Raw genomic sequence first — 12,950 nt, 5'->3', positions numbered from 1 at the left:
GGAAATTGCCATGCCCCCCTATCCCGACGAACTCAGCACCGAAATCCGCAACAGGTTTGCGCACGTGGACGCGTGCCCCTTCACCGGGCCGCGCATCTTCTTCGAGAACGCAGGCGGTGCCCTGACGCTGAACTCTGTCGTCGACACGTCGGCCCGGTTCGCGGCGATCCCTGACAACCAAGGGCGGGACAACGCGGCATCCGCTGCGCTGGGCAAGGCCATTGCCGACGCGCGCGCGGACATGGCCTTGTTCTTCAATACGACGTCTGGCCGGTTCCTCGTCGGCGAATCGGGGACCGAACTGCTGTTCCGGCTGATCCGCACGGCAGTCATGGGTCAATCCGGCAAAGGTGCGGTGATCGGATCGTCGGTGGAGCATCCTGCCTCGCGCAGCGCGGCCCGACACTGGGCCCGCCAGGCCGGCGTGGATTACATCAGCGTATCGCATGACGACGCCACGGGCCGGGTCACGGCGGACAGCTACGCGCAGATGGTCCGCGAGGATGTCCGGGTGGCAACGATCCTGCACACGTCGCCCGTCACCGGGGTCGCCAATGACGTGGCCGCCATCGCCAAGGCCATTCGCGCCAAGGCGCCCGAAGCCTTCATCATCGTCGACGGTATCCAGCACGCCAGCCACGGAAGGATCGATATCTCGGCCTACGAAGTCGACGGATATGTCGTATCCCCCTACAAGATGTTCTCCCGGCATGGCTATGGCGTGGCATGGGCGTCGGACAGGCTGACGGGCCTCGACATCGAAACACTGGCGAACGGCCCCAAGGGCAACTGGGAAATGGGCACGCGCGACACGGGATCTTATGCCACGTTCTCGGACGTCGTGCGGTATTTCGAATGGTTGGGCAGCGAGGTTTCGGATGCCGAAACGCCGCGTGACAGGATCGTCGCCGCCGGCGCCAGCATTCACACCCACGAAAAGGCCCTCACGGATGCCATGTTGCACGGGGTCGGAAACCTGCCGGGCCTTGCCAGCCTGGATGGTGTCACCATCCTCGGCGGCACTGACAACCCGGACCGTGAGGGGCTGGTGTGCTTCGCGCTCGACAGCCTTCCGGCGGACAAGATCGTGGACGGCCTGAACGACAGTGGCATCCGCACGCACATCCGCCGCGCCGATCACTACTCGGGCAACATCCTGACCCCGCTTGGGCTCGAGGCGGCGGTCCGCGTTTCCCTATGCCACTACAACACCATGGACGAGGTCCGCGCGTTTCTGTCCGCCGTGCAGGAGATGGCCTTGCCAAACGCCACCAACACGTGAACCATGTCGAGATGAATACGCAGCTCAGCCAAGCCATCCAGAACAAGCGTGACGACCTGATCGCGTTGACCCAGGACCTCATCCGCATTCCGACGCTGAATCCGCCGGGCACGGATTATCGCGGGATCTGCGAGTATCTGGACAAGCGCCTGCGCACGCATGACTTTGAAACCGAACTGATCCGCGCGACCGGCACGCCGGGCGACAGCGACAAGTATCCGCGCTGGAACATCATCGCGCGCCGGACAGGCAAGGTTGCCGGCGACTGTGTCCACTTCAACAGCCACACCGACGTGGTGGAGGTCGGCGCAGGCTGGACATTCGATCCCTTTGGCGGCGACATCGCCGACGGCAGGATCTACGGCCGCGGGGCCTGCGACATGAAAGGGGGTTTGGCCGCCTCTATCATCGCGGCCGAAGCCTTTATCGAAACGCACCCCGACTATGCCGGAGCCATCGAGATTTCCGGCACAGCGGACGAGGAAACCGGCGGTTACGGCGGCGTGGCCTACCTCGCGGAACAAGGCTATTTCAATCCGAGCCGCGTGCAGCACGTGATCATCCCAGAACCGCTGAACAAAGACCGAATTTGCCTTGGCCACCGTGGCGGCTGGTGGGCCGAGATTGAGACCAAGGGCGAAATCGCCCATGGCGCGATGCCCTTTCTGGGCGACTGCGCCGTGCGGCACATGGGGGCGGTTCTGCAGGAGTTCGAAGACAAGCTTTTCCCCGCAATGGCCGCACGCTACACCGACATGCCGGTGGTTCCCGAAGGCGCGCGCCAGTCAACCATGAACATCAACTCGATCCACGGGGGCGAACCGGAGCCGGAGGAAGGCTTCACCGGATTGCAGGCCCACTGCGTTCCCGACAGCTGCCGCATCGTCATCGACCGCCGGTTCCTGATCGAAGAGACGCTGGATCAGGTGCGGGACGAGGTAACGGGCCTGCTGGAAGGTCTGCGGGCCACCCGCGCCAACTTCGATTTCGAACTGACCGAGCGGAACTCGGTCTTGCCGTCGATGACAGACCGGGATGCACCCGTTGTCCAAACCGTCGCGGGGGCGATCGAAAAGGTCATGGGCAAGGCGCCTGAGTACGTCGCCTCACCCGGCAGCTACGATCAAAAACACATCGACCGGATCGGCACGTTGAAGAATTGCATCGCCTATGGGCCCGGCGTTCTCGAACTCGCGCACAAGCCCGACGAATGGATCGGAATCGACGACATGATCGACAGCGCCATGGTCATGGGGGCCGCCCTCGAAAGCCTGCTGCTGAAAGGCTAGCGGTCGAACGCCGTTGCGGCGCCGATCGCCAGACCATCCACGATCGCGGTCAGCGCGGCGCCCCTGTGAATCTCGGCTTCCGGCAGACGCCTGCGCAGGGCGTCTTCCACCACCCGCATCAGGCTGGACCCGCCGACGAAGATGACCTTGTCCACGCGCGACGGCGCGATATCGACCTTTGCCAGCACCTCGTCCGCGGCGCCGCCGATCTCTTCCGCCAGCGGGGCAAGTCGATCGGTCATCCAGTCCGAAGGCAACGACAGCGTGGCGCCGGGCTTCAGCATCCCGACCTTGATGACCGGATCGGTCTCGCCCTGGGTGTTCGCCATGATCTTTCCGGCTTCGACGGCAAACGCCAGATCATGGCCCAGTTCCTCTTCCAGCACCTTGACCAGACGCGCCAGCCGCTTGGGATGGACGGCGAATTTTTCCAGCTCCGCTGCCGCCTTGCGGGTGTCCGCGCCGTAGAGAAATGGAATCTTGGCCCATGTGGCCAAATCGTTGAAGATCGCGTTCGGCGCGATGTGGGTATCGTCTCCGAAGGCGTGGCGGATCGGGCTGCCCATGCCCAGCTGGGGCATCACCCGGCCGATGCTGAGGGTACGGTCGAAATCCGTTCCGCCGACACGCACGCCGTGGCTGGCGAGGATATCGATCTCCGCGCTCCCCTTCTGGCGGAAAAGGGTGAAATCGGACGTGCCGCCGCCGATATCGACCACCAGCGCCAGATCACCGGGGGACAGAATGTTCCGGTTGGCAAGCGCCGCGGCCTCCGGTTCGTTCATGAACCGGACTTCCGCGAAACCGGCCCGACGATAGGCCTCCTGCAGATCGATGAGGGCTTGACTGTCCCGATTTGGATCGGCGGAATGGAACCGCACGGGTCGCCCCGACAGCACGCGGTCGTGGACCATGCCGGTCGCCGCTTCCGCCCTGCGCTTCATCTCTGCGAGGAATCGCGCGACGATGTCGATGAAATCCAGTCGCTCGCCCAGAAGCATCCGGCTTTCGCGCATCAGCCGTGTGCCGAGCAAGCTCTTGAGGCCGCGCATGTAGCGCCCCTCGTCTCCGGCCAGCAAGGCTTCGCTGGCGCGCTCACCGACAACCATCCGCTTCGTCTCGAAATCGAAGAAGACCGCCGTCGGCAGGGTTTCGGCTTCGGCCTCCATCGGAATCAAACGCGGTTTGCCGTCCACCAGCATGCCCGCGGCGGAATTCGATGTGCCGAAGTCTATGCCAAGTGCCGAAGCCATCTTGCGGTTCCCGGAATCCAGAGGCGGCTGATTAGGCTTTCGCCGGTCGAAAGGCAACTGGCACTTCGAGAATGCTGGCAAGACGCAAAAGGATTGGCTAGCCTTCGCTCATAACCAATAAGGGAGTCTGCAATGTTCCACCTTCGACACCTTCTGCTCGGCGTCGGCACTGCCGCGCTCATGGCCGGCGCCGCCGCCGCCAAGGACGACATCACCGTCGCCCTGCAACTCGAGCCGCCGCATCTCGATCCGACGTCGGCCGCGGCGGGGGCCATCGATTCCGTTCTCTATTCGAACGTGTTCGAAGGGTTGACCCGGTTCATGTCCGATGGCTCCGTCGTGCCCGGCCTGGCCGAAAGCTGGGAAATTTCCGACGACGGTCTGACCTATACCTTCAAGCTGCGCGAAGGCGTCACATTTCACGACGGCAGCACGATGGACGCGGAAGATGTGAAATTCACCCTCGACCGCATCATCGCCGAAGACAGTGCCAACGCCCAGAAGGCCCTCTACTCGGCCATTTCTGAGGTCAACGTCATCGACCCCACCACCGTCGAGGTGAAGCTGAGCGAACCGAACGGCAGCATGCTGTTCAACCTCGCCTGGGGCGACGCGGTGATCGTCGCTCCGGAGAGCATCGACAACATCAAGCAGCAACCCATCGGGACAGGTGCCTTCAAGTTCGACAGCTGGACGCAAGGTGACCAGATCGTTCTGTCAAAGAATGCGGACTATTGGGGCACCCCGGCCGAGCTCGAAAAGGCGACGTTCAAGTTCATTTCCGATCCCACCGCAGCCTTTGCGGCCATGATGGCCGAGGATGTGGACGTATTCGCGGGCTTCCCCGCACCAGAAAACATGCCGCAGTTCGAGGCCGATCCCCGGTTCCAGGTGATCGTCGGCTCGACCGAAGGCGAGACCATCCTGTCCACCAACAATACCCGTGCCCCTTTTGACAACGTGAAGGTGCGCGAGGCGATGGCGCACGCGATCGACCGTCAGGCCATCATCGACGGCGCGATGTTCGGACTGGGCACGCCCATCGGCACCCATTTCGCTCCGCACAACCCCGCCTACGTCGATCTGACCTCGATGAGCGAATATGACCCCGAGAAGGCCAAGGCGCTGCTGGCGGAGGCGGGCTTCCCGGATGGTTTCGAGACCACGCTGCATCTTCCGCCACCGTCCTACGCCCGGCGCGGCGGAGAGATCATCGCAGCCCAACTGGCAGAGGTCGGCATCAAGGCGCAGATTACCAACGTGGAATGGGCGCAATGGCTGGAAACCGTGTTCAACGGCAAGGATTTCGGCCTGACCATCGTCAGCCATACCGAGCCGATGGACATCGGGATCTACGCCAACCCGGACTACTACTTCCAATACGACAATCCCGAGCTGCAGGAGCTGATGGCGGAACTCAACCGTACCACGGATCCCGACGCGCGGACAAAGATGCTGCAAGACGCGCAGCGGATGATCTCCGAGGACTACGTGAACGGCTATCTGTTCCAGCTGGCCCTGCCGACGGTCGCAAAGGCGGGTATCGAAGGTCTGTGGGAAAACGCGCCCACCCAGGCGACCGACCTGACCGCGGTCAAGTGGACAGAGTGATCTGAAACACGCACATGATGCCTGAAGGCCCCCGCTTCGGCGGGGGCCGGATCGCATCTGCCGCTCGGTCAGTCGACGATGAAAATGCCCGTGCTCTTGAGCTTGTGTTCGGGCTCCACATGGATCGTGATCTGCGCTTCGCCCAGTTCGGCACGCAAACGGGCCTCGACCCGGTCGCAGATCTCGTGAGCCTCGAATACCGAGGTTTCCCCGGGCACGACGAGATGAAAGTCGATGAAGGTTATCGACCCTGCGTGCCGCGTGCGCAGATCGTGCGCCTGCGTGGCGCCGCCCGCCTCTGTCGCGATGATCTCGCGTATCTGATCAAGCTCCGGGCCGGGCACGGCCTCGTCCATCAGTCCGCTGAGAGATTCCTTTACCACCTTGGAGCCGGACCAGAGAATGTTCAGCGCGACGACCACCGCCATCAGTGGATCCAGCAGCCAAAGCCCTGTCGCGTAGGCAAGCAGGATGCCGATGGCGACACCGAAAGATGTCAGCACATCGGTAAACAGGTGCCGGCCGTCCGCGACCAGCGCCGGTGACTTGTGCCGCCGCCCGCGCGATATCAGCAGCCAGGCCCAGAAGCCGTTGATGGCTGTCGCCCCGAGGTTGATCATCAGACCCTCGATCGGTGCATCCAGCGCACGGGGTGTCGCGAAGGCATGAAAGGCCTCGTTGAGGATGACGAGCGCCGCGACGATGATCATCACGCCCTCCAGCACCGCGCTGAAGAACTCGGCCTTGTGATGTCCGAACGGGTGGTTCGAATCCGCGGGGCGCGCCGCCACCCGTATGGCGATCAGCGCGGCGATGGCTGTTGCGACGTTCACCGTGCTTTCCAGCGCGTCCGAGAAGAGCGCCACGGACCCGGTGATCCAATAGGCCAGTGCCTTGAGCAGCAGCACGACCACACCGATCACGATACTGCCCGTCGCCAGCTTCAATGTGGTGGTCATGGTGTCGTCCGTCCCGTTCGCCTGCCGCGACCTACGCGGATCAGGTCAGGGCTTCAACTAGAACAATCAGGCCGGCCATGACCGCGGCACCGCCAACCGCGGAAAGTGCCATCCACCTCTTTCTGGGCCGTCGCACGACGGTCGTTTCGTTGCTCTGCCGCAGAAGCGCGGCTTCGACGAGGCCGGGCAGCCGTGGACCGAAACGTGCGAGCACCTGTGCCGTACTGGCCAGATCACCGATTACGGCCGCCGGGCCGATGGACTTGGAGATATAGTTCGTCACGATCGGGCTGGCGACTTCCCAGATGTTGATATGCGGGTTGAGCGAGCGCGCAACGCCCTCGACCACGACCATCGTCCGCTGCAGCAGGATCAGCTCGGTCCTTGTCTCCATCCCGAAGCGTTCCGTCACCTCGAAGAGATAGGTCAGCAGCCGCGCCATCGAGATGCGCGTGGCATCCATGCCGAAGATCGGCTCGCCCACGGCCCGCAGGGCACGTGCGAATTCGTCCACGTCCTTGTCGGCCGGGACATAGCCCGCCTCGAAATGCACCTTGGCGACGCGCAGGTAGTCGCGGCGGATGAACCCGTAGAGAATCTCGGCATAGACGCGCCGGGTATAGGCGTCGATGTGGCCCATGATCCCGAAGTCGTAGGCGATGATGTCGCCGTTCGGCGCGACCTTGAGGTTGCCCTGGTGCATGTCCGCGTGGAAATAACCGTCGCGCAACGCGTGGTTCAGAAACAGTTGCAGAACGCGGCTGCTCAACACCGTCCGGTCGTGCCCTGCCGCGTCTATGGCATCGTTGTCGCCCATCGGCACACCGTCGGCCCAGCCAAGGGTCATGACCCGGCGCGCGGACAGGTTCCACTTGATCTGAGGCAGCTGGAACCCTTCGTCGTTCTTCGTGTTCGCGGCGAATTCGGACGCCGCGGCGCTTTCCAGTCTCAGGTCGAGTTCGCCGCGAACGACGCCGTCGAAATGTTCGATCACATCCATCGGGCGCAGTCGTCTCGACCCGGGCGAGAAAAGCTCGACCATGCGGGCGGCGAGGTAGAAGGCATCGACGTCCTTTCGGAACGCCTTTTCGATGTCGGGGCGCAAGACCTTTACGGCCACCTTCTCGCCGGTTTCGGCCAGTGTCGCCTTGTGGACCTGCGCGATGGAGGCAGCCGCGACAGGCTCGCTGAAGTCGGAAAACAGCTCGTCCACCGGTTGCCCCAGTTCACGCTCGACCTCGGCCTTTGCCTCACCGATGGAGAATGGCGGCAGCTTGTCCTGAAGGACCCGCAGCTGCACCGCAAGGTCGTTGCCGACCACGTCGGGCCGGGTCGACAGAACCTGACCGAACTTGATGTAGGCAGGTCCGAGCGCGGTCAGCGCACGGGTCGCGGGCGGCATCGACGGGTCGCCCCGGTAGCCCAGCCATTTGAAGGGCAGGCCCAGCGCGCGGGCGACGAAGCGCAGTGTCGGCGTCGCCTCGAAAGCGTCGAGCACGAGATTCATCGCGCCCGTTCTTTCCAGCGTCGCACCGGTGCGGACCAGCCGCCATATGTTGTGGGGCCCCCGCACCTACAGCTTCCATCCCGAGTGCAACGCCGCGATCCCCATCGTCAGGTTGCGGTATTTCGCCTGCTCGAATCCGGCGGCGCGCACCATGTCGAGGAAGGTTTCCTGATCGGGAAAGTTCCGGATGGACTCGACGAGGTACTGATAGCTGTCTCGATCATTCGCGATGACCTGGCCCATGCGCGGGATCACGTTGAAGCTGTAGAGGTCATAGGCCTTCTGCAGCATCGGATTGGGCAACTGGCTGAACTCGAGAACCATAAGCCGTCCGCCGGGGCGCAGGACACGGTACGCTTCGTTCAGCGCTTCCTGCGGGCGGGTCACGTTCCGGATGCCGAAGCTGATCGTGTAGACGTCAAAGCTGTTGTCCTCGAAAGGCAGGCTCATCGCATCGCCGACCACCCAGTCAAGGCTGTCAGCCATCTGCGCCGCTTCGGCACGCTTGCGTCCCTCGACCAGCATGCCTTCGGTCAGGTCGCAGACGGTGGCGTGGGCCCTGCCCGCCCGCTTGAGGAACTTGAACGAAACGTCGCCGGTGCCGCCCGCCACATCCAGAAGACGCTGCCCTGCGCGCGGGGCGAGCCAGTCCATCATCGCCTCCTTCCAGACGCGATGGATCCCCCCGCTCATGACGTCGTTCATGATGTCGTACTTGTTCGCCACATCGGAGAACAGCGTTCGGACCATCCCGGCCTTTTCGTCCTCGCGCACCGTTCGCGCACCGAAATGGGTGGTCTTGTCTGTCATGTCATGCGTCCCGATATTGTCAAAGCGGAGATATAGCTTAGACACGGCGGATACAAACCGCCATTTGCCGCAGGCTCCCCGGTGCCGGCGAAAGGACGCGATATGCCAGAACTGCCCGAAGTCGAAACCGTGCGCCGCGGTCTTGCCCCGGCAATGGAGGGCGCCGTGATCGAAAGGGCCGACGTGAACCGGCCCGATCTGCGCTGGCCCTTTCCCGCGGGAATGGCCGAACGGCTGACAGGCCAGCGGGTTGACCGCCTGCGCCGCCGCTCGAAATACTTACTGGCAGACCTGCAGTCGGGAGAATCGCTGCTGATTCACCTTGGCATGTCTGGCCGGATGCTGGTGTCCGGCGATCCGCTGGGGCGGTTCGTCCACGAACATCCCGCGCCGGAAAAGCATGATCACGTGGTTCTGCACATGGCGAATGGCGCCCGGATCACGTTCAACGATCCGCGTCGGTTCGGCGCGATGGACCTGATGCGGACCGCCGAGGCGGAACGCCACAAGCTCCTGGCGCTGCTGGGGCCGGAGCCCTTGGGAAACACCTTCAACGAAGCGCATCTCGCGGCGGCGCTGAAGGGGCGCAATACGCCCATCAAGGCCGCGCTGCTGGACCAGCGCATCATAGCGGGCCTCGGGAATATCTATGTCTGCGAGGCACTTTACCGTGGCCGCATCCATCCCGCGCGCAAGGCCGGACGCATCTCGGCGCGCCGTGTCGCGGCGCTTGTCCCGATCATCCGCGAAGTCTTGTCCGAGGCGATAGATGCGGGTGGATCATCGTTGCGGGACTTCCGCCAGGCGGATGGCGAATTGGGGTACTTCCAGCACAATTTCGACGTGTACGGCCGCGAGAATGCGCCATGCAGGACACCCGGATGCACCGATGTCATCCGACGTATCGTGCAGTCTGGCCGATCCTCGTTCTACTGCCCCACATGTCAAAGATAGCTTGCAACACCGCTTGCCCGTGTTATGCGTGACGGTCTGAGCGCAACGATAGAGAGACCCTTTGATGGCCTATGAAACGATCATCGTGGACGTGGAAAATCATGTGGCGTTGGTTACGCTGAACCGGCCGGATGCCCTGAATGCCCTGAACGATGTCCTCATGTCCGAACTCGCCGATGCACTGAAAGGCGCGCAAGAGAACGAGAAGGTGCGCTGCATCGTCATCACCGGGTCGGAAAAGGCATTCGCCGCAGGTGCCGATATCGCCATGATGCGCGACAAGACCTTTGTCGAGGCCTTCAGCGGCGATCTCTTTACCCCCGAAACAGACCAGATCATGCGCGTGCGCAAGCCAATCATCGCCGCCGTGTCGGGCTATGCTCTGGGCGGCGGATGCGAACTCGCCATGATGTGCGATTTCATCATCTGCTCGGAATCCGCCAAGTTCGGCCAGCCCGAGATCAACCTCGGCGTCGTGGCGGGGATCGGTGGCACCCAGCGGCTGACCCGGATCGTCGGCAAATCAAAGGCGATGGACATGAACCTGACGGGCCGTTTCATGGACGCCGAAGAGGCGGAACGCTCGGGCCTCGTCTCCCGCGTTGTGCCGGTGAAAAAGCTGATGGAAGAAACCATGAGCGCCGCCGCCAAGATCGCCGAGAAGTCCATGGTCTCCGTCATGGTCGTGAAGGAAGCGGTGAACCGCGCCTACGAGGTGCCGCTGCGCGAGGGCCTGCTGTTCGAACGCCGCGTCTTCCATTCGCTTTTCGCGACCGAAGACCAGAAGGAAGGCATGTCCGCTTTCCTCGAGAAGCGCGAAGCGCAGTTCCGCGACAAGTAATTCCAGACAACCGCAGCGCGCCCGTCCGTGCGGGGTGGGTTCGCTGACCGCTTTACAACCGGCGGCATTTGCCGCTATAGCCCGCCCGATACATGCGCGTGCAGCCCGCTCTGGCTAGAATCACCTTCCCGGTATGTCCGGCACGGGTTTGGCGTCACGCGCCTTTGACCGAAATTGAAAAATCCGAAGGCTGATCCTCATGGCAAACACAGTACAATCCAAGAAACGCGCACGTCAGAACGAAAAGCGTTTCCAGATCAACAAGGCGCGCCGGTCGCGTATCCGCACCTTCCTGCGCAAGGTCGAAGAGGCCATCGCATCCGGCGACAAGACCGCAGCGACCGAAGCGCTGAAGAACGCCCAGCCCGAGCTGATGCGCGGCGTGAGCAAAGGGGTGTTTCATAAAAACACCGCGTCGAGAAAAATGTCCCGCCTGGCGGCACGGGTCAAAGCACTGGGCTGATTTTCAGGCCCTTACGGCCTCGAATCGACTATCTGCTTGAAACATAAGGCGTCGCTTAGCGGCGCCTTTTTGCTGTCTTGGGGTCTCAAAAAGACGCCACAGATTCTCGGCTGACAAAAGAACGAGTCAAGGCGGAAGATATGTTGAAGCGGCTGCTCTGTCCTTGCTACCTACGTACAGCGATTCATTTCGCGTGGGGGGACAGGCCTCGTTAAAGGGCGCTTTCGGGAACGGATGGCGCCTTGGGGAAACGCAGACGAAGGCGGATCATACCGCACCTCGGCCTGCATTGCGAATGTAGCTGCTGCCGCGTTTGCCCTGTCCGTTTTGATACGGACGGCTTTTGCCAAGACCGATGCGCCGAGGCGCACCGACTGGTGGAAACCTAGTGGAAAATGGTCCAGTTACCGGGCCGGTTGCCGTTTGGGACCGGACAGGTGGCCTGTGTTCTGGATTGCGTGTGGTGCCGGGCTGCTCCGGTGCTTGTTGGAAACCTGACTTGGGACGAGTTAATAAATGACGCAGGATCAATGGGGCGAGATCAGACAGCGGCTGCTAAAGACTGTCGGGCAAAACAATTTCACAACCTGGATTGAACCGCTGGAAGCCGGCAAGGTTGCCAACGGGATCGCGACGCTTCACGTGCCGACCAACTTCTTCGGAAACTACGTGAGCCAGAATTTCTCGGATCTCATCCTGCACGAGATCAACGCGGAAGGGATCGAAGTGTCCCGCCTGAATTTCGCGCTGCAACAGAGGGCGGCCAACGAGGGCAGGAAACCCGTCGAACCGGCCCACAAATCCCCTGCTCCGGCCAAGAGCGATGTGAACAACGTGATGGTGACCGCCCCGCTCGATCCGCGTTTCAGCTTCGACAACTTCGTGGTGGGCAAACCGAACGAGCTGGCCCATGCCGCGGCCAAGCGCGTGGCCGAAGGCGGCCCCGTCACGTTCAACCCGCTGTTCCTCTACGGAGGCGTCGGCCTGGGCAAGACCCACCTGATGCATGCGATCGCCCGTGAACTGGCCGAGCGCAAGCCGCAGATGAACGTGCTCTATCTTTCGGCGGAACAGTTCATGTACCGCTTCGTGCAGGCGCTGCGCGACCGAAAGATGATGGACTTCAAGGAAATCTTCCGCTCGGTCGATGTGCTGATGGTCGATGATGTGCAATTCATCGCCGGCAAGGACAGCACCCAGGAAGAGTTCTTTCACACTTTCAATGCACTGGTCGACCAGCGCAAGCAGATCATCATCTCCGCCGACCGCGCCCCGGGCGAGATCAAGGACCTCGAGGACCGCGTCAAGTCGCGTCTCCAATGTGGTCTGGTGGTGGACCTTCACCCGACGGATTACGAACTGCGTCTCGGCATCCTCCAAAGCAAAGTTGAAGCCCAGCGCGAAAACTATCCGGACCTGCACCTGCAGGATGGCGTGCTGGAGTTCCTGGCCCACCGCATCACGTCGAACGTCCGGGTGCTGGAAGGGGCGCTGACCCGCCTTTTCGCTTTCGGCTCTCTCGTCGGGCGCGAGATCGACATGGAACTGACCCAGGATTGCCTGACCGACGTGCTGCGCGACTCGGAGCGCAAGATCTCGGTCGAGGAAATTCAACGCAAGGTATCCGAACATTACAATATCCGGCTGAGCGACATGATCGGGCCCAAGCGCCTGCGCAGCTATGCACGCCCACGGCAAGTCGCGATGTACCTGTGCAAGCAGATGACCAGCCGGTCCCTGCCCGAGATCGGCCGCCGCTTTGGCGGACGCGACCACACGACGGTGATCCACGGCGTGCGGCGGATCGAGGAGCTGATGCTGTCGGACGACCAGATCGCCGAAGACCTGCAGCTTCTGCGCCGGGCGCTCGAATCCTGAACGCGGCATCCATGCCACGACCGCAAGGGTGATTGAGGGGCCGTCGAGGCCCCTCTTGCATTTGAGCGATCAAAACATGAAAAGTCTTGTCTAAACGGGGGAA

Annotated in this window: 11 protein-coding genes; 7 read left to right on the top strand and 4 right to left on the bottom strand. The window is 62.4% G+C overall.

The window, feature by feature from the left end:
* The first annotated feature begins 10 nt into the window (after nucleotides 1-10).
* The gene (locus BOO69_RS00055; protein WP_071969171.1) at nucleotides 11-1,282 is read left to right on the top strand and encodes an aminotransferase class V-fold PLP-dependent enzyme; all 1,272 of its coding nucleotides are present in this window, start codon (nucleotides 11-13) and stop codon (nucleotides 1,280-1,282) included.
* A gap of 11 nt (nucleotides 1,283-1,293) precedes the next feature.
* Complete coding sequence (locus tag BOO69_RS00050; RefSeq protein WP_071973554.1) at nucleotides 1,294-2,571, top strand: acetylornithine deacetylase/succinyl-diaminopimelate desuccinylase family protein; 1,278 nt, start codon at nucleotides 1,294-1,296, stop codon at nucleotides 2,569-2,571.
* On the opposite strand, the gene BOO69_RS00045 is transcribed toward BOO69_RS00050, so the two are convergent.
* The gene (locus BOO69_RS00045; protein WP_071969169.1) at nucleotides 2,568-3,824 is read right to left on the bottom strand and encodes an Hsp70 family protein; all 1,257 of its coding nucleotides are present in this window, start codon (nucleotides 3,822-3,824) and stop codon (nucleotides 2,568-2,570) included. The two genes, BOO69_RS00050 and BOO69_RS00045, sit on opposite strands and share 4 nt — an antisense overlap.
* Before the next feature lie 132 nt (nucleotides 3,825-3,956).
* Here BOO69_RS00045 and BOO69_RS00040 point away from each other — a divergent pair, with 132 nt between their 5' ends.
* Nucleotides 3,957-5,435 (top strand): ABC transporter substrate-binding protein, encoded by a 1,479-nt coding sequence (locus BOO69_RS00040; protein ID WP_071969167.1) that lies wholly within the window; start codon nucleotides 3,957-3,959, stop codon nucleotides 5,433-5,435.
* A 68-nt stretch (nucleotides 5,436-5,503) separates the two neighbouring features.
* On the opposite strand, the gene BOO69_RS00035 is transcribed toward BOO69_RS00040, so the two are convergent.
* From BOO69_RS00035 to ubiE, 3 genes are read right to left on the bottom strand one after another with little or no spacing between them, the layout of a single operon-like run.
* Nucleotides 5,504-6,394: a cation diffusion facilitator family transporter gene (locus BOO69_RS00035; protein ID WP_071969165.1), complete on the bottom strand. Its 891-nt coding sequence runs from the start codon at nucleotides 6,392-6,394 to the stop codon at nucleotides 5,504-5,506.
* A 40-nt stretch (nucleotides 6,395-6,434) separates the two neighbouring features.
* Nucleotides 6,435-7,967 (bottom strand): 2-polyprenylphenol 6-hydroxylase, encoded by a 1,533-nt coding sequence (ubiB, locus tag BOO69_RS00030; protein ID WP_071969163.1) that lies wholly within the window; start codon nucleotides 7,965-7,967, stop codon nucleotides 6,435-6,437.
* On the bottom strand, nucleotides 7,968-8,711 hold the full coding sequence (gene ubiE / locus BOO69_RS00025; protein ID WP_071969161.1) for a bifunctional demethylmenaquinone methyltransferase/2-methoxy-6-polyprenyl-1,4-benzoquinol methylase UbiE: 744 nt from the start codon (nucleotides 8,709-8,711) through the stop codon (nucleotides 7,968-7,970).
* A gap of 102 nt (nucleotides 8,712-8,813) precedes the next feature.
* Here ubiE and mutM point away from each other — a divergent pair, with 102 nt between their 5' ends.
* From mutM to dnaA, 4 genes are all read left to right on the top strand, one after another.
* Nucleotides 8,814-9,665, top strand: a complete 852-nt coding sequence (mutM, locus tag BOO69_RS00020; protein ID WP_071969159.1) for a bifunctional DNA-formamidopyrimidine glycosylase/DNA-(apurinic or apyrimidinic site) lyase — start codon at nucleotides 8,814-8,816, stop codon at nucleotides 9,663-9,665.
* Nucleotides 9,666-9,729: 64 nt separating this feature from the next.
* Complete coding sequence (locus tag BOO69_RS00015; RefSeq protein ID WP_071969157.1) at nucleotides 9,730-10,506, top strand: enoyl-CoA hydratase; 777 nt, start codon at nucleotides 9,730-9,732, stop codon at nucleotides 10,504-10,506.
* Between the two features lie 199 nt (nucleotides 10,507-10,705).
* Nucleotides 10,706-10,969 (top strand): 30S ribosomal protein S20, encoded by a 264-nt coding sequence (gene rpsT, locus BOO69_RS00010; protein ID WP_071969155.1) that lies wholly within the window; start codon nucleotides 10,706-10,708, stop codon nucleotides 10,967-10,969.
* A 516-nt stretch (nucleotides 10,970-11,485) separates the two neighbouring features.
* On the top strand, nucleotides 11,486-12,847 hold the full coding sequence (gene dnaA, locus BOO69_RS00005; RefSeq protein ID WP_071969153.1) for a chromosomal replication initiator protein DnaA: 1,362 nt from the start codon (nucleotides 11,486-11,488) through the stop codon (nucleotides 12,845-12,847).
* Nucleotides 12,848-12,950 lie beyond the last annotated feature (103 nt).

This window comes from Sulfitobacter alexandrii (assembly GCF_001886735.1).
GTDB classification, from domain to species: domain Bacteria; phylum Pseudomonadota; class Alphaproteobacteria; order Rhodobacterales; family Rhodobacteraceae; genus Sulfitobacter; species Sulfitobacter alexandrii.
The sequence above is the reverse complement of the archived record's forward strand: the minus strand, read 5'-3'. Positions and strand labels throughout refer to the sequence as shown.